The 21675-nt window shown below is 64.4% G+C and carries 18 protein-coding genes, 2 tRNA genes and 1 pseudogene; 8 read left to right on the forward strand and 13 right to left on the reverse strand.

Going from position 1 to position 21675, the window contains the following annotated elements:
- Positions 1 to 60 precede the first annotated feature (60 nt).
- The 5 genes from AC5Y4F_RS04355 to AC5Y4F_RS04375 all read right to left on the reverse strand — a co-directional run bounded on the left by AC5Y4F_RS04355 (position 61) and on the right by AC5Y4F_RS04375 (position 4436).
- The gene (locus AC5Y4F_RS04355; protein ID WP_499995285.1) at positions 61 to 519 is read right to left on the reverse strand and encodes a cation:proton antiporter domain-containing protein; all 459 of its coding nucleotides are present in this window, start codon (positions 517 to 519) and stop codon (positions 61 to 63) included.
- Complete coding sequence (locus tag AC5Y4F_RS04360) at positions 456 to 1328, reverse strand: cation:proton antiporter domain-containing protein (protein WP_499995286.1); 873 nt, start codon at positions 1326 to 1328, stop codon at positions 456 to 458. The genes AC5Y4F_RS04355 and AC5Y4F_RS04360 overlap by 64 nt, the downstream gene beginning before the upstream one ends.
- Positions 1329 to 1508: 180 nt before the next feature.
- Positions 1509 to 2522, reverse strand: coding sequence for a hypothetical protein (locus AC5Y4F_RS04365; protein WP_499995287.1), 1014 nt, complete (start codon positions 2520 to 2522; stop codon positions 1509 to 1511).
- 16 nt (positions 2523 to 2538) lie between these two features.
- The gene (locus AC5Y4F_RS04370; RefSeq protein WP_499995289.1) at positions 2539 to 3855 is read right to left on the reverse strand and encodes a Dyp-type peroxidase; all 1317 of its coding nucleotides are present in this window, start codon (positions 3853 to 3855) and stop codon (positions 2539 to 2541) included.
- A gap of 20 nt (positions 3856 to 3875) precedes the next feature.
- A complete protein-coding gene (locus AC5Y4F_RS04375) occupies positions 3876 to 4436 on the reverse strand; it encodes a hypothetical protein (RefSeq protein ID WP_067938976.1) in 561 nt (186 codons plus the stop codon).
- A 200-nt stretch (positions 4437 to 4636) separates the two neighbouring features.
- On the opposite strand from AC5Y4F_RS04375, the gene AC5Y4F_RS04380 reads away from it, so the two are divergent.
- Entirely contained in the window at positions 4637 to 5026 is a 390-nt protein-coding gene (locus tag AC5Y4F_RS04380; protein ID WP_499995291.1) for a heme-binding protein, read from the forward strand.
- A gap of 637 nt (positions 5027 to 5663) precedes the next feature.
- Positions 5664 to 6169 (forward strand): annotated as a pseudogene (locus AC5Y4F_RS04385) (hypothetical protein); the annotation flags it as partial.
- Positions 6170 to 6277: 108 nt separating this feature from the next.
- Here the strand turns inward: AC5Y4F_RS04385 and AC5Y4F_RS04390 are convergent.
- Positions 6278 to 6350 (reverse strand) — tRNA-Lys (locus AC5Y4F_RS04390).
- A 212-nt stretch (positions 6351 to 6562) separates the two neighbouring features.
- Complete coding sequence (locus AC5Y4F_RS04395) at positions 6563 to 7810, reverse strand: GNAT family N-acetyltransferase (protein WP_067938967.1); 1248 nt, start codon at positions 7808 to 7810, stop codon at positions 6563 to 6565.
- 205 nt (positions 7811 to 8015) lie between these two features.
- On the opposite strand from AC5Y4F_RS04395, the gene AC5Y4F_RS04400 reads away from it, so the two are divergent.
- From AC5Y4F_RS04400 to AC5Y4F_RS04410, 3 genes are all read left to right on the forward strand, one after another.
- The gene (locus AC5Y4F_RS04400) at positions 8016 to 10373 is read left to right on the forward strand and encodes an MMPL family transporter (RefSeq protein WP_499995292.1); all 2358 of its coding nucleotides are present in this window, start codon (positions 8016 to 8018) and stop codon (positions 10371 to 10373) included.
- A gap of 75 nt (positions 10374 to 10448) precedes the next feature.
- A complete protein-coding gene (locus tag AC5Y4F_RS04405; RefSeq protein ID WP_499995775.1) occupies positions 10449 to 11351 on the forward strand; it encodes a DMT family transporter in 903 nt (300 codons plus the stop codon).
- 176 nt (positions 11352 to 11527) lie between these two features.
- The gene (locus AC5Y4F_RS04410) at positions 11528 to 12724 is read left to right on the forward strand and encodes a L,D-transpeptidase (RefSeq protein ID WP_067938965.1); all 1197 of its coding nucleotides are present in this window, start codon (positions 11528 to 11530) and stop codon (positions 12722 to 12724) included.
- A gap of 201 nt (positions 12725 to 12925) precedes the next feature.
- Here AC5Y4F_RS04410 and AC5Y4F_RS04415 read toward each other — a convergent pair whose 3' ends face one another.
- From AC5Y4F_RS04415 to orn, 3 genes are all read right to left on the reverse strand, one after another.
- On the reverse strand, positions 12926 to 13225 hold the full coding sequence (locus AC5Y4F_RS04415) for a hypothetical protein (RefSeq protein ID WP_499995294.1): 300 nt from the start codon (positions 13223 to 13225) through the stop codon (positions 12926 to 12928).
- Between the two features lie 446 nt (positions 13226 to 13671).
- Positions 13672 to 13747: transfer RNA gene (locus AC5Y4F_RS04420), tRNA-His, on the reverse strand.
- Positions 13748 to 13802: 55 nt separating this feature from the next.
- Positions 13803 to 14450 carry an oligoribonuclease gene (orn, locus tag AC5Y4F_RS04425; RefSeq protein ID WP_499995295.1) on the reverse strand — a complete coding sequence of 216 codons (648 nt, stop codon included), beginning with the start codon at positions 14448 to 14450 and terminating at the stop codon, positions 13803 to 13805.
- 120 nt (positions 14451 to 14570) lie between these two features.
- Between orn and AC5Y4F_RS04430 the strand changes: the two genes are divergently transcribed.
- A complete protein-coding gene (locus tag AC5Y4F_RS04430) occupies positions 14571 to 16151 on the forward strand; it encodes a helicase HerA-like domain-containing protein (protein WP_067938957.1) in 1581 nt (526 codons plus the stop codon).
- A 3-nt stretch (positions 16152 to 16154) separates the two neighbouring features.
- Here the strand turns inward: AC5Y4F_RS04430 and cmrA are convergent, their stop codons facing one another.
- Complete coding sequence (cmrA, locus tag AC5Y4F_RS04435) at positions 16155 to 16961, reverse strand: mycolate reductase (RefSeq protein WP_067938955.1); 807 nt, start codon at positions 16959 to 16961, stop codon at positions 16155 to 16157.
- Between the two features lie 68 nt (positions 16962 to 17029).
- Between cmrA and AC5Y4F_RS04440 the strand changes: the two genes are divergently transcribed.
- Positions 17030 to 18382, forward strand: coding sequence for an MFS transporter (locus tag AC5Y4F_RS04440; RefSeq protein ID WP_499995296.1), 1353 nt, complete (start codon positions 17030 to 17032; stop codon positions 18380 to 18382).
- Between the two features lie 16 nt (positions 18383 to 18398).
- Here AC5Y4F_RS04440 and AC5Y4F_RS04445 read toward each other — a convergent pair whose 3' ends face one another.
- Both AC5Y4F_RS04445 and AC5Y4F_RS04450 read right to left on the reverse strand, forming a co-directional pair.
- Positions 18399 to 19175: an MmpS family transport accessory protein gene (locus tag AC5Y4F_RS04445; protein ID WP_499995298.1), complete on the reverse strand. Its 777-nt coding sequence runs from the start codon at positions 19173 to 19175 to the stop codon at positions 18399 to 18401.
- Positions 19176 to 19238: 63 nt separating this feature from the next.
- Complete coding sequence (locus AC5Y4F_RS04450) at positions 19239 to 19895, reverse strand: SACE_7040 family transcriptional regulator (protein WP_067938944.1); 657 nt, start codon at positions 19893 to 19895, stop codon at positions 19239 to 19241.
- A gap of 181 nt (positions 19896 to 20076) precedes the next feature.
- Between AC5Y4F_RS04450 and AC5Y4F_RS04455 the strand changes: the two genes are divergently transcribed.
- Entirely contained in the window at positions 20077 to 21675 is a 1599-nt protein-coding gene (locus AC5Y4F_RS04455; RefSeq protein ID WP_499995299.1) for a carboxyl transferase domain-containing protein, read from the forward strand.

Genomic DNA, 21675 nt, shown 5'->3' on the forward strand with positions numbered 1-21675 from the left:
GGAGTGCAAAAGATCGCTGACGCCGTGGGGCTCGTGTTGGGCCAGTTGGAAAATCTGCTCTTACGCACCTTTGAGACGCCAGGGCTCCAGGACGTCGGCTGTCTTAGTGCCATCCCGACTAAGTCTCCTGGTCTCCGAGGTGAGCTTGGGGGGTTGGGTGGAGGGCATATTGACTCGCGTGTCGCGGGGCCGGCACAGTCGAATTCCCACCGGTGCGGTGAGGCTATGGATGAGCAGGCTTATCGTCGCGACGACCACCACGGCTTGCTTGATCAAGGCTGCCTGGTGGATGTTTCCCTGTTCGACCACCAGCAAGCCCAAAACGAGACTTCCGATTCCGCGGGGTCCGAACCACCCCATGAAAATTCTGCTGCGGACCGGCACGCCACTGCCCACCAAAGCAACGCTCACTGCTGCTACACGTACCACGAATAACGCCACGACCGCGAGCACCACTACCGGCCAACGAACCTCCCTCCATCCGGGTATGAGCGCGAAACTGCCGAACAAGGCGAACATGAGCAGCTCGAGAAGCTCGCCGGCCGCGTCGGAACCTGCGTCGTCGCCGGTTTAAGTTCGCTTCTGGGTAAGACGGTCGCGTAGACCAGCCCGCCGGCAAAGGCGGTCACGAACCCGCTGGCGTGCATCCGTTCGCCGATCCCAAAACAGATCAACGCCAGTGCCACGGTGGCCAATTGCGCCCAGGTGTCGCTCATCCAACCGCGCACCGTCGATCGCGAAATCACCGTCGCGCCAATCAGGCCAATGATGGCACCGACGCCCACCGAGAGGAGCTCGGCGCGGATCGCAAACCACGCCCAGTACCCCGGGGCATGATCAGTCCGCTCGGAAGCAAACGCGAGCGCGGCGAGCAGGGCCGCTAACGCGAATCCGTCATAGAACCCGCTTTCGACTGAAAGGGCGTCCCTTACCCGCTCGGGAATGCGGCGGTCTTCGACGAGGGCATGGATCATTGCAACCCCGGTGGGCGCCACGATCACCGCAAGGCACACGGTCTCCCAAAACGGCAGCAGCGGAAGCAAAATGACGGCGGTAACGGTGCCCAAGGCGACAGTCACCGGTATGCCGACCGTGAGCAGGCGAAGTGCCACACACCTTCCTCGCAGCAAGGCCCGCAGGTCGAGCACGGACGCCTGGTTGAACAGAATGACTGTTAGCGCGAGTTGGGCAAGAACCGTAAAGGCTGCGGTGTGCTCGCCCGCGTTGACTGATCCGATTCCGAATCGATCAAGAAGGGCCCCGAACGCGACGAATATGGGCCCTGGCGGCGAGGCACCACCTTCGGAAGAGCCCGGAAAACATCGCATAGCAGAGCGCCAAAATGGTCAGGACAAACGCAGTCTCGCTATGCAATGCCCCTACCTCTCACCGATTCGGGTCCACGCGGATATGCTTCGGGCCAGTGCTCGTCGCTGGCATTGGCCCTCTGAGATCCGCATTGACCGGTCTTATCGCACCGCCGTCGTGTGGTTCGGCTATAGCCGCAGTCATTTCATTGTGGCGAGGTTGTGCCAGAAAATCTTCAGACTCTCCGTGCCGCCGAACAAGGTAGTGAAGTTGGTCGAGTCGACCAGGACGATGTCACCTGCTCGCTCGTCCGTGGGCGGCATCCATATCAGCGCATTGAATTCGGTGTTTCCGGCCATGGTGAACGGATGCTGCCGGTTCGGGTCAACGCGCTGCTTACCCAGGACCCTCAACGAGTCGCTCTCGGGCGCGGTCAATTCATAGTGCGGCAGATGCGGATGGAAGTTCAACGTTGTGACATTGTCGAGCAGCCCGGCCGCGTCCAGGTCCTGAAATTTCGTCAAAGCAGCGATTTCGTTCGTGTCCTCCACAACGGCCGGCCGGAGTCCCCAAATGTTGCGAACCGGAACGTCGAGGGCAGCCATCAGTGAGCGGGTGTATGCGGTGAAGCGTTGTTGTCGCGGCACCAGGGGATCGCCGTGGTGCAGGTACTCCATCTGCCGCTGCGCCATGTCGTCGGTGAACCCGACGTCGTGGTGGGGAGCCAACAGCAGGCAGGTGCCTTCTCGTTTCAGCCATTCACGAATGGCTGAGACTTCTTCGGCCTCTGCTTGTTCTTCACCGACCAGGTGGTCAAGCCCGAAGACCATCAGGGTGTCGGTGTCGGCCAATATCCGTTCGTCGATCAGGAGCTTGTAACCAGCCTGGTCGATGCGTTGGAACACTGAGACCGGATGCCCCGTCGCTTCACCCGCCAAGTCCTGGAAGGCCAACGTGGAGCGGTGAAAAAGCTCCAACGTCCCGGCGATGCCTTGCAGAAAGTTAGCCTCGTTCCACTCCGGTCCCTCATACGCCGGCCATGCCGTCCTGCGGACTTCCGTCATCGTGGAGAAGCGGTTGTCCAATGCCTCAACGTCGCGTTGGGACTCCCATGGGTAGCTCCAGGTCCAGTAGATGCTGATGCGCCGCCCGCCGCTGCGTGGACGCCGGATGTGGGTCTGGTTGTAGGTGCGAGCGGCGGGCAGTGTGCTCACGATCGTTCCTCTGCGGTCATTCGAGATTCGCCAGATAGCGCATGGCATTGATGCCTGGAAGGAAGAAGTAAGCCCCACCGGTCAAAGTGGTGAACGCGGGCAGTCCCTTGAGAGTTCGGCGGATTGGCCGCTTGGGAATTTTGAAATCCATTGTGCCGTCTTGCGTTCCGCAGATCGGATCATGTTCGTTGCCGAGTTCGTGGAACGTGCGGTCATTGATCCACACGTTCTGCGCGAACTCGAACTGCCGGATCAAACTGGCGCCGATGATGAACGCTGCTATGCCGCGGTCCACCCCGTCGTCGGGTTCACCCTCGGGCAGTGCCGGCCCATAAGTTGCGCCTCGGCGAATGATTCGGTGCCGATTCATGTTATGCGCGGTGTCTCGTGGGTTGAGTCGCCTGGCGTGAGCGCCCAGAGGACAGGCATAACCGTGAGGGTCCATGTCTTTGTAGTTGAAGTCGTTGTTACGCATGGCGTCCGCACCCAACTCAGGATCGTCCCGCTCAGGTGCGAGGACCAAGGGAGCGCCGCTACGCCAACGGCCCATGAACTTAGCGGCCAGCAACTCCTCTTCATCCGGTGTAGCCGAGTTGGAACGGATATAGTCACGAAATAACGCCACGTGCTCCTGCAGCCGCCGATACGCTGCATAGGTTCCATTGCGCGAAAGCACTTCGGGCTGCGGCAAGTTGGCCACCGGGCCGACCTCGTCCGGATAGCCGAGGATGAACTCGCCGGCTTTTAGCGGCGCGCCGGAGCCGGGCGTCGGCACCTCACCGGATCCCTCAATCACCGGCTGGGACAGGCGATCTCGAAAACCAAAGTGGTCATGGGCGTAGTTGAACGGAGGTGTCGCGTTCAGGTCCAGATACGACAACCGACGCACGCCCTGGCAACGGCTTACCAAGTCGTCGTGCGCTGCGGTGGCGCGGACATGTTCGTCGTCATCTCGCGCGAACAGGATGGCAATCGCGTGAAGATCGTCACTGGCCAGTCCGCCGCCCCAGTTCTCGGGGTGGTTGCGCCCGGTGTCGCCGAGAATGTCGGCCCTGGCGGCCATCCCCTGACGAAACTCATCGGGGAAGCTTGCGAGCGAATCCTCGGGCACACCCAGCGCGCGAAGCCCGTTCCAGGTGAAGCCCAATGTGACCCACCGCTTGGTGCTATCCATGGTTTCTCGTACCGACGCGGCCGACTCGACAACATCGACCAGCTCGGAAAGCCATGCCCGGCCACCGGCGGGTTCGTCAAACGACAGGAACTCGTAGCGCCCGGTCATTGCCGGGGTGCGGGTCAACAGGATGTGCTGGATTTCGTCAAGTTCAAGCATCAGCCCTATTCCCTGTTGTATTACTGCATTTGGTCCAGCATGTCCTGGAAGGCGGCCTTGAGCCGTAGTGCCTTCTTGATCTCGTCGGCGGTGACGTAGGGGTACTCCCCGTACTCCAAGAAGCTCGGGAACTGGTGGTCGCGGACGAACTTGATGAATGCCTCAGGGTTTTCCTTCCAGTCCTCCGGGAAGCCCTCCAAGTTCGTGAACACCGTCGTGATTCCGGTCTGGCTGAACAGTTGCACCGCATCCTCGGTGTACTTGTCGAAGTCGGTGTCGAAGATGCCCTGATATTGGAAGTGCAGTCCCGAGCCGACGTCGAAGAGCACCCAGCGCAGGTAATGCAGCCGCAGCGGCGCGAGCACGTCGGGGCTGCCCTTGATCGCCTCTTCGATTTGCTTGCCATACGCACGGACGGCCTCCTCCCGTCCCTCCTTGACTTTGGCGATGATCGAAAAGCCGTAACACGCCGGCGTGCGGGGATATACCGGCCCGTAGCGACCGCGCTCAAGCTCGAAATAGCCCTCCCTGGGGATGGCCATCGCGGCCGGTTTGCTCCAGTCTTGGTCGGTCGCCGGCATCGTCCTTCTCCATTCGCTATTCCGGTGGACGCGACGCTACGCCGTGATCTTGGCCGACGTACCCGTTTCCAATGCGACGAAATTTTCTTAATCCATTCGCGATATCGCAGTGGCGCGGTATCAGCTGTGGTTAGCTGAACGTGCGCAACGACCGCCACCGGGCTCCGGCCAGGTTCAGTAGCAGAACGGAGGAGTCAGCCATGTTGGTCCCAGGAATCATTCCGCATCGGATGGTGGTCGGCGCGATCGGCGCTGGCGCGGTTACCGGCACCCTGTTGTTTGCTAGCGCGGCGAGCGCCGCGGCCGACGCGCCGCCTCGCCCGCCGGACTGCACAGCTGCGAACGTGGCCAGTGTCGCGGCTGGTGTTGCCGCAGCCCTCTCGACCTACCTACTCACTCACCCGGACGTAAACGGGTTCTACACCGGCCTTCAAGACCAGCCGAAAGATCAAATCCAGGACCAGGTGCAGAGCTACTTCAAGGCCAACCCACAAGAAGAGGCCGACCTGGAGGGAATCCGTCAACCGATGACTGATATTCGGCAGCGTTGCCAGTGGACTCCGTTGATTGGGCAGGCCACCACTCCCTGAACGATGTAGCGCGAAACCTGGTCATGTTCGAATTTAAATCGGCTACCGAGCGCAAATGCTGCACCAATCGGCCCAATAGTCCTGTGTCGCAGTGGAATCCGCTAGGGCCCTCGGTGCGCGTGTCAGCCCGAAGAACCCAGCCGTGATGGAAAGGAGATCACTATGAACTTGTGGAAGCGGTCTTGGACGACCGCAGGGATAGCGATATTGGCCCTGACTGCTATTCCAGAGATATGGGCCGCCGTGGAGCCTTCCGGGGTGGCGGAAGCCGACGTCTGCGCGGGTGTCGGCAGGCGTGTTTCCGTTAGCGGGTGCGCCAACCTAGCCGATACTGTCAACACGTTTGCCCCGCCGCCGGACGCCTATGCGCCGCTACCGCAAGACTTTCCACCCCCGCCCCCGCCACCACCGCCACGAGCAGGCGTTTGCGTCGGAGGCGGCCGGCGAATCCACGTCAGCACCTGCTTTTAGAAGTGCGGGTGCGCATGGCGTCCGCTGACATCGATGCGACTCTCAGCCGGTGCGCTGGCTCATCTCGATGACCAAGTTGATTGTCATCGCTACGATCACCACCCCGACCAGATATGACAACAGGGCCGCCCAGGATTCGACTAGATGGCTCAGCATCTAGCACAGCAGCCTCGTAACCGCGACGGCACTGATGCCGTCCGCGGGGATCAGCTTCCTTTGGTTCATCGGTGTCGTGCGCGACGGGCTTGGACGCTTCGAGGACCGATTTTTGGCCTCGGTGTTCTTGGGCAGCGGGCCGCTATTTCTCGCGATGACATTCGTTGCGGCCCCAGTGGTCGCCGGACTGGTGGCCACAAATACGGGCGCGATCGACTCGCCTGCGCGAGCCGGCGTGATCGACCTCGGCAGATTTGTCGTATTGGCGGCGACCAAGACCTACGCGATCCGGATGGCGGCGGTGTTCATGCTGTCGCTGGCCACCATCTGGCTGAGGACTGGCCTGATGCCCCGCTGGCTGGTCGCGATCAGCTACCTGGTGGCGGTGGGGCTGCTGATCGCCGGCGACACGAGCATGTGGATCGCGATGGCCTTCCCCGCGTGGGTGCTGGTAGTCAGCGGCTGATCCTGGCCCGATCGGGACCGTTCGAGGAACTGCGGAACAGGCAGCACTGAACGGTTCCACGCCGTCGCCAAGGCCGGCCCAGGGGTGGGCGACGCTGCAATGAGCAACGCATCAACGCCCCACCGGGAGGGTGACCCCCCGGGAAATAGGCTTTGAAGTGCGCCGTCAGGGTTTCGAACCCCGGACCCGCTGATTAAGAGTCAGCTGCTCTACCAACTGAGCTAACGGCGCTTGTGGTCGGCCGAGACCGCGTAGGCGACAATAACAGGCGTTGCGCCACGGAGTGAAATCCAGACCTTCTTCCAGGATAGCCGCCCGAAGCTGAACAGGCCCGTAGACGTCCCCGCGTGCCGCGGCCAACCATCGACCGGCTGCCGTCGACTTCTCATGCCGCGATACCGGGGGGCTGCGAAAGGCGCTGCGGCACAGGGTGTTTTGTGGCCTCACAACACGGTGCCGGTGTACGGTGCCCGCTCGGCCATGAAGGCGGCGTCCAGCTCGCCCAGCGCTCCTTGGCGCACTTCGGTGATGCGGTTGGCGCGGGCGAGCTGGGAAGCCCGATGCGCCCCCATGTAGATGCTGGCCAGGTCGGCCAGACCGATCTTGATGTCTGCCGACCCGTCATGGGGCGTGCATTTTCCGACGCCGTCGCGGGTCTGCAACTGAAAGCGCCCTCCCGCCAGGTTGAGCGGGTCGGTGACTTCCAGCACGATGTCGGCATCGGCGGCGTAGGTACGTGCTCCGAGCGTTTCGGGCACGTCGTTGATACGCACCCACAGGAAGTCGCTCACGCCCGTCGTTTCAGCCGCGCGTTGGTCGACGAGTTTGAGGGGCAGCGGGTCATCCGGTGGCACGTCGATCTCTATGCGATAGAACATCTCCAATACCAGCAACGTCTGCAGTAGCTCGGTGTGCGCCTCGTCGGTGATGGGGCAGAAGTCCTCGACGACCACCGTGCCAAGCGGTGGACGGAACGCATGCTGGTGTGAGCCGACCACCCGGTAAGTCAAAAAGCCGTCGGGATGGATGGTGTAATGTAGCGCAGATCCGTTGCCGCGCTGGGTCGCTCGGTCGTCCATGTAGTCGGCCCACCACGCACCATTGCGGGATATCGCGCCATTGGTTGCGGCACACCATCGTTCGTAGATCTCGGGAACGTTTCGTCGCGCCTCGGCGGCGTTGACCTCACGCGCCCGAAGGTGACTCGGCGCGCCGCGCAACTTCGCGAAGCGGCGGTCAATGGAGTAGGTGCGGCTGTAACTCGACACACCGGCGCCGAAGCCGTCGTACATCGCAGTCTGTGTCGGAACGCCGCAAACGACGGGATAACCACGGTCCAACAGGATTCCGAGTCCCTGGGCGCTGAGCTGGGCCCACAGCCCCTTGCCCTGATGCGTTGACGCGACGGCGATCATCGTCAGCCAAGCGACCCGCAAGTGGGCACCGCCCGGCACGGTGAGCTGCGAGGGATAGATGATGGACGTGCCCACCAAATTCGAATGCTCCGGATCGGAGAGATCCTCGGCGATCAGGATGTCATCGAGGCTGACTCGGCGTTTCCACGCTTCAAGATCTTCCGGGCCCACCGGATCGCCGAAAGTCCGGGCCTGATTCTCGAAGACCGCCTGCCAGTCCGCTTCGGTGGGATGCCGAATATTGGTGCCGTCGTCCGTGTCGTCCGTGTCGTCCATCGCACATCCAATCTGCATGTAGCCCAGGCAAACCGGCACTGCGCACACCAAATCTAGGTACCGAGTGTGCTTTTACATTCGATACCCCGGTGCCCGAGCGTCAAACCTCCATCGGCAGATCGACAGGACGCCGCCACCCCGGGCTGATGTGAGCAATTCGCAGCTGGGCGGGTCAACGCGCGCGGTTTCGGGTAGGCGATACGGCATGCTGCGAGTAATCACCCGGCTTGCCATCGCCGCGCCGCGCCGCATCATCGCGGTTGGCGTGCTGGTGCTGCTGGGGAGCGCGATCTTCGGGCTGCCCGTGGTCAACAAGCTTTCCGGCGGTGGGTTCCAGGACCCCACCTCCGAGTCTTCGCGGGCGAGCGACACCCTTCGGGACAAGTTCAACCAGACCGATCAGCAGATGTTGATCGTGGTGACCGCGCCCACCGGCGCCCGCGGTGATCAGGCACGGCGGGTCGGCATTGACATCGTCGACCAGCTCAAACGTTCGCCGTGGGTGCTCAACGTTTCGTCGGCGTGGACGTCGCCGCCTGCGGCTGCGGCCCCACTGGTGAGCAAGGACGAGAAGTCCGCAATGATCGTGGCCGGCCTCAAAGGCGGGGAAAACGACGCGCAGAAATACGCCAGCACGCTGACGAAGGACCTGGTGCATGACCGGGACGGCGTCACCGTGCGCGCCGGCGGGATGGCGGTTGCGTATGCGCAGATCAACGACCAGAACCAGCGTGACCTGCTGCTCATGGAGTCCATCGCGATTCCACTGAGTTTCGCGGTGTTGGTGTGGGTGCTCGGCGGAGTGGTGGCGGCGACGCTGCCGATTGTCCTGGGCGCATTGGCCGTAGCGTGCACCATGTCGGTGTTACGGCTGATCAGCTTGGCCACCGATGTGTCGACGTACGCGCTGGACCTCAGCATCGCGATGGGCCTTGCCCTGGCCATTGACTACAACCTGCTGATCATCACTCGCTATCGCGAGGAGTTGGCGCGCACCGAGGATCGCGACCGGGCGTTGTATCGCACCATGGCCACCGCCGGGCGGACCGTGCTGTTTTCCGCCACCACCGTTGGCTTGTCGATGGCGGTGATGGCGCTGTTCCCGATGTACTTCCTGAAATCGTCGGCCTACACCATCGTGGCCACCGCGGTCATCGTCGCGATCGCGGCCGTGGTGGTGACCCCGGCCGCCATCGTGCTGCTGGGGCCCCGACTGAACACGATGGACGCCCGTCGCGCGATGCATCGCATCCTGCACGGGCAGCGGTCATTCCGCGATCCGGCTCACCAGCCACTGGTGTCGCAGTTCTGGTACCGGTCGACCAAGTTCGTCCTGCGCCGGGCGATGCCGGTCGGCTTGAGCGTCGTCGCGCTGCTGTTGTTACTTGGGGCGCCTTTTCTGGGCGTGAAGTGGGGTTTTCCCGACGAGCGGGTGCTACCGCGCTCGGCGTCGGCGCGCCAGGTCGCCGACATGCTGGACAACGACTTCGCTAACGGGTTGGGGACCTCGGTGTCCGTGGTGGTTCCCGACGCCCGCGGGTTGAGCGCCGGCGAGCTGCAGCGCTACGCCGCTGAGCTGTCCCGGGTGCCCGACGTGTCCGCGGTCAGCGCACCGATTGGGACATTCGTGGCGGGGAATCGGGTCGGGGCGCCCGCCGCCGCCACCGGCATGGCCAACGGCAGCGCATTTCTCACCGTGGGCAGCACGGCGCCACTGTATTCGCGGGCCTCGAACACACAGCTAGACCGGCTGCATCAGGTCGGCGGGCCGGCGGGGCGGTCGGTGGAGATGACCGGACTGGCACAGATCAACCGCGACAGCGTCGACGCGATCACCAATCGACTGCCACTGGTGTTCGGGCTGATCGCGATCATCACGTTCGCGCTGCTGTTCTTGCTCACCGGCAGCGCGGTGCTGCCGCTGCAGGCACTGGTGTGCAACGTCCTGTCATTGACGGCCGCATTCGGCGCGATGGTGTGGATATTCCAGGATGGGCATCTGGGCGCCCTGGGCACCACTCCCAATGGGACGTTGAACGCGAACATTCCAGTATTGTTGTTCTGCATCGCTTTTGGGCTGGCTATGGATTATGAGGTGTTCCTGGTCTCGCGCATTCACGAGTACTGGCTGGCCTCGCAAGCCATTCGTGAGACCCCGCCGCCGCCGGCCGAGGCACGCCACGCCACCGACGAGAGCACCGCGCTGGGCATCGCCGGCATCGGCCGGGTCGTCACCACCGCCGCGCTGGTGATGTCGATTTCCTTTGCCGCGCTGATCCCCGCGCATGTGTCCTTCATGCGAATGCTGGGCTTGGGTCTGACGCTCGGTGTGCTCGTCGACGCCACCTTGGTGCGGATGGTTCTGGTGCCGTCCTTCATCCACTTCCTCGGCCACTGGACATGGTGGGCTCCCCGGTGGTTGGTGTCGTTGCGGAACCGGCCCATGACCGGCGAGGGCGGCGAGGTCGCGGTCGGGCGCGGCCGCTGGGCCCGCGATGCCCCCGAGGTGCCGCAGTCAATGATCAGAAGGTGGCCAACCAGAGCCGCGTCCGGTCGTAGCTGATACGAGGAGCCTGGTAGGGCAAGGACTTTCGCAGAAATGACGCCCGCGCTGCCGGACATCGACGGAGAAACCCTTATGGCCCAAGTGAATATCGCCGCATTGCTGGCTCTGAGTTCTGCGCTGTGCATCGCGCTCGGCGACGTCCTGCAGCAGCGCGCGGCGCACTGCGTCGCGGACCGAGCGGTCGGCTCCGTCGAATTGTTCGCCGGCCTGCTTCGCAATCAACGGTGGTGGTGGGGCGCACTGCTGCTCGTGGCAAGCATCGCGCTACAGGCCGCGGCGCTTGGTGACGGCTCGGTGCTATTGGTGCAGGCACTGCTGATGTCTTCGGTGCTGTTCGCGCTGCCGATCAACGCCAGGTTCTTGCACCGCACCGTGACCGGGGGCGAATGGGTATGGGCCGCTTTGTTGACCGCGGCGGTGATCGTATTCGTAACCGTCGGCAACCCTCAGGCCGGGCATACGGGTGCCTCGCTGCGGACCTGGGCCGCGGTGGCCGCTGTGCTCGGGCCGCTGTTGGTCGGCTGCGTGATCGTCGGCCGGATATGGGGCGGCGCCGCCGCCGCGGCGCTGTTCGCCTTCGCGTCGGGGGCATTGTGGGGCGTCTTCGCGGTGCTCGCCAAAGAGGTCGTCGCCCGGTTCGGCGACGGAGCGGGCGCGGTGACCCGGACCCCGGAGCTGTACGCCTGCATTCTGGTGGCGCTGGGTGGCGTGGCGTGGAGTCAGTCGGCGTTTCGGGCGGGTCCGTTGACCGCGTCGATGCCGACCCTGCAGATGTCACAGCCGGTGGTGGCCGCCGTGCTCGGCGTCGTCGTTCTCGGCGAGACGCTGAACACGGGTCGCGCCGGAACGATCGCCCTGGTGGTGGCGGCGCTGGTGATGACCGCGGCCATCGTCAAACTGGCTCGCCTCGAGGCCGTCAGCACCCGCGACCGGGTCGAGGCGCAGCTGCACGACGGGGCCGGCTCGCCGGTGTAATAGGGTGCCTGGCGGGCTCTGGACCTCGCCAGAATGACGAATTCATTGCGGTGGCGACACCGATCGGCTGCCCCGGCTCGCTTGCGCACGGGAGTGTCGGCAAAAGCCATTAGAATGCCTGCAGCTACCTCGCTGGTCAGCGGTGACCAACTAGAGAATCGGGCGGAAGGTCACTGATGGCGCGTTTGCGGAGATCACGATCGTGGCTGGTGGCCGCGATCGTTCCGATTGCTGTGTTCGCTGGCGCCTGCAACGGCGACCACGCGGCGGCGCCGCCGAAGGTCATCTTCGACAAGGGCACGCCCCTGGCCGACTTGCTGGTCCCAAAACTCACCGCCTCGGTGACCGACGGCGCCGTCGGTGTGACGGTGGACGCGCCGGTGACGGTGACCGTCGCCGATGGCGTGCTCGCGTCGGTCACCATGGTCAACGAGAACGGCAAGTCGATCAGTGGGCAGTTGAGCCCCGACGGCCTGCGTTGGTCGACCACCGAGCAGCTGGGCTACAACCGGCGCTACACGCTGAACGTCAAGGCGACCGGCCTGGGCGGGGCGGCCAACAAACAAATGACGTTCGAGACCAGTTCACCCGCGCACCTGACCATGCCCTACGTAAATCCGTCCGACGGCGACGTAGTAGGCATCGGTCAGCCGGTGGCGATCCGCTTCGACGAGAACATCGCGAACCGGGCGGCGGCCCAAAAAGCCATCACCATCACCACCAACCCTCCGGTGGAGGGCGCGTTCTATTGGCTGAACAACCGTGAAGTTCGTTGGCGCCCAGAGCGTTTCTGGAAGTCGGGGACCACCGTCGATGTGGCGGTTAACACCTACGGGGTGGATCTGGGCGATGGGATGTTCGGCGAGGACAACGTAAAGACGCACTTCACCATCGGCGACGAGGTGATCTCGACGGCCGACGACACCACCAAGACGGTGACCGTGCGGGTCAACGGTGACGTCGTCAGGACCATGCCGACGTCGATGGGCAAAGACAGCACCCCGACGGCCAACGGGATCTACATCATTGGCGCGCGGTTCAAGCACATCATCATGGACTCATCGACCTATGGTGTTCCGGTCAACTCGCCCAACGGATATCGCACCGAAGTCGACTGGGCCACACAGATGTCCTACAGCGGCGTCTTCGTGCACTCGGCGCCGTGGTCGGTGGGCGCCCAGGGCCACACCAATACCAGCCACGGATGCCTCAACGTGAGCCCGAGCAACGCCGAGTGGTTCTACGAACACAGCAAGAGTGGCGACGTCGTCGAGGTGGTGCATACGGTCGGGTCGACCTTGCCGGGCATCGAGGGCCTGGGCGACTGGAACATCCCCTGGGCGCAGTGGAAAGCGGGCAACGCCAACACCTGACGGACCGGTCAGTGCAGCTTCTGGGCCGTCCTCGGGCAGTGGGGCGCCCGCCTGTGGGCCTCTTTAAGGGGCGGGGCAGCCAGCGCATGGCAGAAACGCTTACAGGCCTGCGCTGGACAAGCACCACAACGGTTCACGTGCGAGTCCCGCGCTCAGCAGCAGGCGTCAGCGCGCCAGCGCCATAACAAACAGGCTGTCGTCCTAACGCCCGAGCCGGGCCGTTTCGTACGCCTTGCTTGCGCGCTCCAAGTTGACGAAGTTTTCGTGCGACGGGTCATTCCACCAGTCGAGAACGGCAAACGCCATCTCTCGGGCGAACGGATACAGCGGCGATTTTGATCCGCGCGACCACAGCAACTTAACGGCATCGTCTCGAAGTGCATTGGCAGTGCGCTGTATTTCGTCGCGGCCCGGTTCGGGTAGCTCGTGGACGACCCGGTTGAGTATGTCCGCGATTGCGTCCCACACCGCGAGTGCTAGCTGTTCCTCTTCACCGCTCATGGATTGCTCCCGCCAGGTAGGACCCGTCACTGATGGTTCCATTGTGTTCCGCGGGCCCGTCGTGGTGCGCGATCGTTTCGCGGTCGTTCGCTACGCCGCACTGCCGCTTGGGCCTGCGAGCTTCACGATCGAATCGTGATCCAACCGGAATGAGCGTGGCTTAACGCGATACGCGACGAGCCGACCCTGAACGATCCAACGCCGAATCGGCTCAAATGTCGATGGTAAAGAATTCCGCGGTCGCTCAATCGTGGGCTGCAACTATAGCCCTGCCGGGTTCTGATAGATCACGCCACTAACGGCGGCACACAAGAACCGGCGGTCATACGCCCAAGCGCCTCATTGCGGCACTCTTCACCGGAGCTCCCTTGGCGCTCAGTGTCGCAGTAGCGTCGCAAGTGGTCGGAAAACAAGAGGTCAGGAAGCGGCGACGCTCCCTGACCCAGTGGGGTGAGTGACGGGACTCGAACCCGCGACATTCAGGATCACAACCTGACGCTCTACCAACTGAACTACACCCACCACGGCCGCAAGCCGACCTTCGCACGACGATGGTCAACGAGCGGCGACGTCGATACTAGCCGGTCGGTGGCGCGCTGGCCGAATCGTTTGTCCCCGGTGCGTCTTTTCCGCCGTCAAGGGCGGCGACCACCGCCTCGATTTCGCTGGTAGACGGCCCCGGCGGCGCAACGAACGCGGTCCGCCGATAGAACTGCAACTCGCGAATGGACTCGTGGATGTCGGCCAGTGCGCGGTGGGAAAGCCCCTTGACCGGCTGCCCGAAGTAGATCCGCGGATACCAGCGCCGGCACAGTTCTTTGATCGAGCTCACATCGATCATGCGGTAGTGCAAGAACGAATCCAGCGCGGGCATGTCGCGCGTGATGAAGGCGCGGTCGGTGGCAATGGAGTTGCCGGCCAGCGGCGCCGTCTTGGGTTGTTTGACGTGTTCGCCGATGTAATCCAGCACCATCGCCTCGGCGGTCGCCAGGTCGACGGTGGATGCCTGCACCTCGTCGGTCAGCCCAGAGCGCGCATGCATTTCGCTGACCACGTCGCCCATCGCCGCCAGCGCGGCGTCGTCGGCGTGGATCACCACGTCGACTCCGTCGCCGAGAACGTTCAGATCGGCGTCGGTCACCAGCGCCGCGATCTCAATCAGCTTGTCCGAACCCAGGTCGAGTCCGGTCATCTCGCAGTCGATCCACACCAATTCGTCTCGCACAGCGCTCAGACTAGGCGCCGGTGACGCCCGTGCCGGACCTCGCCCCCGGATGAGGTGGAGACGTAGGGTGAGCGTTGTCGAACTGCATGCCGAATCATCGGAGAAGAGAGGCGTAGCACGATGAGCACCGATTCTGCGGCCACGGCCGCGACGCGGATCGCCGACGGCTACGCGGTCGACGGCCAGGCTCTGGAATTGGGCACGGTCGTGATCGACGGCGACGCCGATCCGGCGGCGCAGATCCGCATTCCGCTGGCCACCATCAACAGGCACGGCCTGGTGGCCGGGGCTACCGGAACCGGCAAGACCAAGACGCTGCAACTGATCGCCGAACAGCTCAGCGCCGCGGGTGTCCCCGTCCTGATGGCCGACGTGAAGGGCGACCTGTCCGGGTTGGCCAGGCCGGGCGAAGGTAACGACAAGACCGCCGCACGCGCCAAGGACACCGGCGACAACTGGGAGCCGACTGGGTTTCCGGTCGAGTTCTTGTCGTTGGGCACCAAGGGAATCGGTGTGCCGATCCGAGCGACCGTCGACAGTTTCGGGCCGGTTCTGCTGTCAAAAGTGCTGGGGCTTAACGCTACTCAAGAGTCGACGCTGGGGCTGATCTTCCATTGGGCAAAGGATCAAAACCGTCGCCTGGTCACCACGGACGATCTACGCGGCGCCATCGGCTACCTGACCAGCGACGCGGGCAAGGAAGACCTGAAATCCCTGGGCGGCGTGTCGGCGACCACGGCGGGCGTCATCCTGCGCGCACTGGTGAATCTCGATGCCGAGGGCGGCGACACCTTCTTCGGCGAACCCAAGCTCGACCCGAACGATCTGCTGCGCCTCAACGACCAGGGCCAGGGCATCATCTCGCTGCTGGAGTTCAGCGGCCAGTCGGTGCGTCCCGTCATCTTCTCCACCTTCCTGATGTGGCTGCTCGCCGACCTGTACACCCAACTGGACGAGGTCGGCGATGTGGACAAGCCGAAACTGGTCTTCTTCTTCGACGAGGCGCACCTGTTGTTCGCCGACGCGTCCAAGGCGTTCCTCGAGCAGGTCGAGCAGACCGTGAAGCTGATCCGCTCGAAGGGCGTCGGGGTGTTCTTCTGCACCCAGCTGCCCACCGACATTCCCAACGACATCCTCTCCCAGCTGGGTGCGCGGATTCAGCACGCGTTGCGGGCGTTCACGCCCGACGACCAAAAGGCGCTCAGCAAGACCGTCCGCACCTACCCGAAAACCGATGTCTACGACCTGGAGTCGGCGTTGACGTCGCTGGGAATCGGTGAGGCGGTGGTCACCGTGTTGTCCGAGAAAGGCGCGCCGACGCCGGTCGCGTGGACGCGCATGCGGGTACCCCGCTCGCTGATGGCGTCGATCGGCAACGATGCGATCGGCGGCGCGGCGAAAAACAGTCCGCTGCAGGCGAAGTACGGTCAGACGCTGTCCCAGCCCGCGCAGCCTCAATCCGTCCCGCAGGATTCGCAGACCCAATCCGCGCCGCAGCCACCGCAAACCCGGTCCGAATACCCCCCGGTGCCGCCGAACGAGCCAGTCCCGCCGATGCCGGAGCCGGCGGAGCCCAAGGGCTCGAAGGGGCCGTCCATGTGGGAGGAAGTCTTGCAGAACCCGACCGTGAAAAGCGGGATCAACACCGCGATACGCGAAGCAGTGAAGGGCATCTTCGGTTCCGGCCGCCGCCGGAAATAGCGCCTACCCGCCGCCGAGCTTCTTGTAGAACGCGCCCACGATGGGCGCCACGATGGCGCGCGGACCGTACCCGCTGGCCACCGACATCGCCTTGGACGTCAGGCCCGGAACGACTCGCATCTTGTTGTGTGCCAACGCATCCAGCGACACCCGGGCGGTGTGCTCGGTCGAGATCCATAAAAAATCCGGCACCAGTCGCTCGACGATCGAGGCCTCGGTGTCGTCGGGCAGGTCGGTGCGTACCGGGCCCGGCGCCAGCAGCGTCACATTGACTCCGGATTTGCGCAGCTCGCCGCGCAGGGATTCGCTGAAGGTGTTCGCGAAGGCCTTGGTGGCCGCGTACGTCGCGTTGTACGGGATCGGCGAATTGCCCGCCGCCGAACCGGAAATCAGTATCCCGCCAGACCCACGCTCCACCATTCCCGGCAGCACGGCCAATGTGAGATCGTGCACCCCAAGGACATTCAGCTGCAGCTGGGCCTTTTCGCCAGCCGGATTGAGCGTGGCGACCGGACCGAAGGTCGCGGTGCCCGCATTGGCGCACAGGATCGAGATGGGTCGGGCCGCCAGCTCGTCGCACAGTTTCGCGCGTTCGCCCGGATCGGCCAGGTCGGCGGGGCGCACGTCGACGGTGACGCCGTACTTGTCGGTCAGGCGAGCGGCCAGGTCCTTGAGCAGGTCTTCGCGGCGCGCCGTGACGATCAGGTTGTGTCCGCGAGCGGCGAGTTCGGTGGCGAGCGCTTCACCGATGTTCTGCGAAGCTCCGCTGACGACGGCGCGCGCCTCGGGGCTTGGAGCGGGTAGCGGCATGGGCCAATGGTAGACAGCGGTCCAAACGGGACCCGCAGGCGATCGCGAGCGCCGATAGAGTGCCGGACATGAGCCGGCAGGAGTCGCGTTCCGCCACCCCCGCGCGATCGCGTGTGGTGGCGTGGGCCCTGTGGGACTGCGGCTCGACCGGCCTGAACGCGATCGTGGCGACCTTCGTCTTCTCCGTCTACCTGACCAGCAGCGTAGGGGCCGGCATATCGGGTGCCACGACGCCGGCGAGCTGGCTGGGCCGCGCGGCGGCCATCGCCGGCCTGACCGTCGCCGTGCTCGCGCCCGCCGTCGGCGTGTGGGTGGAGTCGCCGCACCGTAGGCGGGTGGCGTTGAGTGTGCTGACGGCTGCGGCGGTGACGCTGACCAGCTTGATGTTCTTTATCCGCGAGCATCCCGGCTACCTGTGGGCGGGTCTGGTGCTGCTTGGAGCGACCGCGGCCTGCGGCGATCTGGCCAGCGTCCCGTACAACGCCATGCTGCGGCAGCTCTCGACGCCGCAGACGGCGGGGCGAATATCCGGATTCGGCTGGGCAGCGGGTTATGTCGGGAGCGTCCTGCTGCTGCTGGTGATCTACACGGGCTTCATCTCCGGATCCGGCACCGGGCCCACGGCGACACGCGGCCTGCTGCGAGTTCCGTTGCGGGACGGGCTATATGTCCGCGAGGCGATGGTGGTGGCCGCGATCTGGTTCGCGGTGCTGGCGTTGCCCTTGTTGTTCGTCGCGCACCGGCTTACCGAGTCGTCGGAGGGCCGCCGGCCGACCAGCATGCTGGGTGGCTATCGCAAGTTGTGGACGGAAGTCGCCGCGGAGTGGCGGCGCGATCGCAACCTGGTCTACTTCCTGTTCGCCAGCGCGCTCTTCCGGGACGGGCTTTCGGCGATCTTCGCGTTTGGTGCCGTGCTCGGCGTGAACGTGTACGGCATCTCGCAGGCCAACGTGCTGATCTTCGGGGTGGCGGCCAGTGTGATCGCGGCGGTGGGCGCGGTGCTGGGTGGGTTCGTCGATCACCGCGTCGGGTCAAAGCCCGTCATCGTGGCGTCACTGTTCGCGATCGTCGTCCTGGGGCTGACCCTGATGGCGCTGTCCGGATCGGTGGCCTTCTGGGTGTGTGGGCTGGTGTTGTGCATGTTCATCGGGCCGTCGCAATCGTCGTCGCGCGCTTTGCTGCTGCAGATGGCCAAGCACGGCAGGGAAGGGGTCGCGTTCGGTCTCTACACCATGACCGGGCGGGCGGTGGCGTTCGTGGCACCGTGGCTGTTCTCGGTATTCGTCGACGTCTTCGGCGCCGTGCGCGCCGGCCTGGGCGGCATTTTGCTGGTGCTGATTGCCGGACTGCTGGCGATGCTGGCCGTCCGGGTTCCGCTGCGCGCCGCCACGGTGGCCGAACCCGCGGCCGAGCCGTCGTAGGCGGCCCGAACAACGCCTAGCCGCGGGCGTCGCAGACCGTCAAACCACCGCCGACGCGTTTGCTGATCTGAACCCCGTCGATGGTGAGCGTGCAGGTGACGCTGTGGCCGATGTTGACAATCGTGACGTTGGCCGGGTGGGCAGCCGATTTCGACAGGCTGACCTCCTTGCTCCACGGCAGCGCGACGTTGAATTCGGTCTGGATGAGCCCGCCGGTATCGATGTACATGATGCTGATCGCGCGACCCTCACCCGAGACGGTGTAGACGACGTCTTGCATCACGACCTGCCCGGTGGTCTCGGGCGGCGAATTGGGCCCGCTGGTCGGCGGTATCGGGGCCGGAATGAACGACGGTGACCTGTGCGTCGACGTCGTCGGGGCCTCCGTGCTCGGCTCCGGCATCGCCGGCAACGGGGGGACGGCGGTCTGGGTCTTGATCGCGTCGTTCGCCAGCACCAGCGCTATCACCAAGGCGACGACCAGCAACACCGCCGCGCCTGCGCCGATCCACACCCATCGCGACGACGGTCTCGGGGCGACGGGTGGCGGGGGAACCATGCCCCTCGGTGCGTCGCCCGACGGAGGTAGGTCTTGCTGCCAGTACGCCGGCAGCGGCTTGGTCGTGTTCGTCTCGTTCGGGGTGGGCGCCCACGGCGACGTCGTCCCGCCGTAGCTCTGCGCGTAGGGCGTCTGGTCGGCGTACGCGGGATCAGCGGAGGGCGAATACCTCGGCTGCTGTGGCCCCGGCGATGTAGGAAAGCGCTCGGTAGGACGTGAATCGTTCATGTCCACCTCATGGCTTGCAAGGGTACCTGGCCTCGGTGTTACAGGCCTGCGTCAGCTAGGACGGGGAGCTCAGGGGCGTTGATTTCCGGCCGCGAGCGCGGCCACGGTCATGGCCCGCATCACGGTGCGCGCCCTCGCCGCGCCGACGGATTTGCTCCGCGAAGTGTCGAGGGGCTTCATGCTGTGCGGCGTCGAATTCAGCAGGCCGAATACGGCGTGCGCGGTCAGCCGGGCGTCGGCCTCGGCCAGGTCGGGGTTGAGTTCCCGCAGCACTCCCACCCAGACCTCGACATATTGACGCTGGGATTTGCGCACCTGCCGTTCGGCGGCCTGGGGTAAGTACGCGAGGTCACGATCCTGGATGCGAATGAGGTCGGGTTCGTTGAACACGAAGTCCAGATGAAAATCGATCAGCCCGTCCAGTGCGGCGGCCGCATCGGTGCTGTGGGTCCGTACCTGCCGCGCACCGGCGAGCAGGCGGGTGCTGATGCCCACCAGCAACTCGACCAGCAGCGACTCCTTGTTCGGGAAATGGCGATAGATGGCCGGACCGCTCACCCCGGCGGCGGCACCGATGTCTTCCAGCCGCACCGCCAGGAAACCGCGTTCAGCGAACAGCCGCTCGGCGGCGGACAGCAGTTGTAAACGACGGTCGGACTTCAACTGGCGCCGGCGATTTGGAGCGTCAGCGGGACTGGCCCGGCCCTCGGAGGCGGACGCTGTCATGACGGACCTCCGTTTGGTCAATTGGCCCTAACCTAGCATGAGTTATTCGCGATTAACTCGCGTTCGTCACGAGGGCGGTCCTGCCTGGACCGGCAACGGCGGCGATGGTATTCTCAGCCCTTGAGTTAATGGACATTAACTCAAAATCCGACCGCACGACGGCAAGGAGGCTGCTGCGGCCATGGACAACGTGGTGACCTCGCCCGTCTCAACCGGGGCGTCGTTCGCCGATGAGCACCGTCGGCTGGTGGCTGAGCTGAACGCCAAGCTGGCGGCGGCCGCGTTGGGCGGAAACGAGCGTGCACGGGAACGTCACGTCAGCCGGGGCAAGTTGCTGCCCCGCGAACGCGTGGACCGCCTACTCGACCCCGGTAGCCCGTTTCTGGAACTCTCACCGCTGGCCGCGGACGGTATGTACGACGATGAGTCTCCGGGAGCAGGGATCATCACAGGCATCGGCCGCGTGTCGGACCGCGAGTGCGTGATCGTCGCCAACGACGCGACGGTCAAGGGCGGTACCTACTACCCCATGACGGTCAAAAAACATCTGCGCGCCCAAGAGGTGGCGCTGCAGAATCGGCTGCCCTGCATCTACCTGGTGGACTCCGGGGGCGCGTTTCTGCCGCGGCAGGACGAGGTCTTCCCCGACCGCGAACATTTCGGCCGCATCTTCTACAACCAGGCGACCATGAGCGCCAAGGAGATTCCGCAAGTTGCGGCGGTGCTCGGTTCGTGCACGGCCGGCGGCGCCTACGTGCCGGCGATGAGCGATGAGGCCGTCATAGTTCGCGAGCAGGGCACGATCTTCTTGGGTGGTCCGCCCTTGGTCAAGGCCGCGACCGGAGAGGTCGTGTCGGCCGAGGAACTCGGCGGCGGCGACCTGCACTCCCGGGTTTCCGGCGTCACCGACCACCTTGCCGAAGACGACGAGCACGCCCTGCGGATCGTCCGCGCGATCGCGGAAACCTTCGGCCCGCGCGAGCCCAGCCCTTGGGACCTGCGGTCCCCGCTCCCGCCCACGTGCGCTCAGACGCAGCTCTACGACGTGGTGCCGCCGGACCCGCGGGTGCCCTACGACGTGCACGAGGTCATCGTGCGGCTGGTCGACGGCGGCGAATTCAGCGAATTCAAGGCCAATTACGGCAAGACGCTGGTGACCGCGTTCGCGCATATTCACGGCCACCCAGTGGGAATCGTGGCCAACAACGGCGTTCTCTTCAGCGAATCCGCCTTGAAGGGAGCACATTTCATCGAGTTGTGCGACAAGCGCAAAATACCATTGCTGTTCTTACAGAACATCGCCGGCTTCATGGTGGGCCGCGACTACGAGGCCGGTGGCATCGCCAAACATGGCGCCAAGATGGTCACCGCCGTCGCCTGCGCGCGGGTGCCCAAATTGACCGTCGTGATCGGCGGCTCCTATGGGGCGGGAAACTATTCGATGTGCGGCCGGGCGTATTCGCCACGATTCCTGTGGATGTGGCCGAACGCCCGCATCTCGGTGATGGGCGGCGAACAGGCCGCGTCGGTGCTGGCCACCGTGCGCGCCGAGCAACTTGCCGGCGCCGGCAAACCATGGTCGGCCGACGAGGAAGAGGCGTTCAAGGCTCCCATTCGCGAACAATACGAAAATCAGGGCAATCCTTATTACTCCACGGCGCGGCTGTGGGACGACGGGATCATCGACCCCGCTGACACCAGAACCTTTGTCGGGCTGGCTCTCTCGGTGTGCGCTCAAGCACCGCTGGAGCCGGTCTCCTACGGCGTCTTCCGGATGTGA

The organism is Mycobacterium sp. NGS56, assembly GCF_059812425.1.

Excerpts from the sequence above, each read along its gene's own strand:
- AC5Y4F_RS04395 (WP_067938967.1), bottom strand. The coding sequence starts at position 7,810 with ATGGACGACACGGACGACACGGACGACGGCACCAATATTCGGCATCCC.
- AC5Y4F_RS04380 (WP_499995291.1), top strand. The coding sequence starts at position 4,637 with ATGTTGGTCCCAGGAATCATTCCGCATCGGATGGTGGTCGGCGCGATC.
- AC5Y4F_RS04415 (WP_499995294.1), bottom strand. The coding sequence starts at position 13,225 with ATGAGCGGTGAAGAGGAACAGCTAGCACTCGCGGTGTGGGACGCAATC.
- AC5Y4F_RS04410 (WP_067938965.1), top strand. The coding sequence starts at position 11,528 with ATGGCGCGTTTGCGGAGATCACGATCGTGGCTGGTGGCCGCGATCGTT.
- AC5Y4F_RS04400 (WP_499995292.1), top strand. The coding sequence starts at position 8,016 with ATGCTGCGAGTAATCACCCGGCTTGCCATCGCCGCGCCGCGCCGCATC.
- AC5Y4F_RS04360 (WP_499995286.1), bottom strand. The coding sequence starts at position 1,328 with ATGCGATGTTTTCCGGGCTCTTCCGAAGGTGGTGCCTCGCCGCCAGGG.
- AC5Y4F_RS04455 (WP_499995299.1), top strand. The coding sequence starts at position 20,077 with ATGGACAACGTGGTGACCTCGCCCGTCTCAACCGGGGCGTCGTTCGCC.
- cmrA (WP_067938955.1), bottom strand. The coding sequence starts at position 16,961 with ATGCCGCTACCCGCTCCAAGCCCCGAGGCGCGCGCCGTCGTCAGCGGA.
- AC5Y4F_RS04370 (WP_499995289.1), bottom strand. The coding sequence starts at position 3,855 with ATGCTTGAACTTGACGAAATCCAGCACATCCTGTTGACCCGCACCCCG.
- AC5Y4F_RS04375 (WP_067938976.1), bottom strand. The coding sequence starts at position 4,436 with ATGCCGGCGACCGACCAAGACTGGAGCAAACCGGCCGCGATGGCCATC.
- AC5Y4F_RS04430 (WP_067938957.1), top strand. The coding sequence starts at position 14,571 with ATGAGCACCGATTCTGCGGCCACGGCCGCGACGCGGATCGCCGACGGC.
- AC5Y4F_RS04355 (WP_499995285.1), bottom strand. The coding sequence starts at position 519 with ATGTTCGCCTTGTTCGGCAGTTTCGCGCTCATACCCGGATGGAGGGAG.
- AC5Y4F_RS04450 (WP_067938944.1), bottom strand. The coding sequence starts at position 19,895 with ATGACAGCGTCCGCCTCCGAGGGCCGGGCCAGTCCCGCTGACGCTCCA.
- AC5Y4F_RS04405 (WP_499995775.1), top strand. The coding sequence starts at position 10,449 with ATGGCCCAAGTGAATATCGCCGCATTGCTGGCTCTGAGTTCTGCGCTG.
- AC5Y4F_RS04440 (WP_499995296.1), top strand. The coding sequence starts at position 17,030 with ATGAGCCGGCAGGAGTCGCGTTCCGCCACCCCCGCGCGATCGCGTGTG.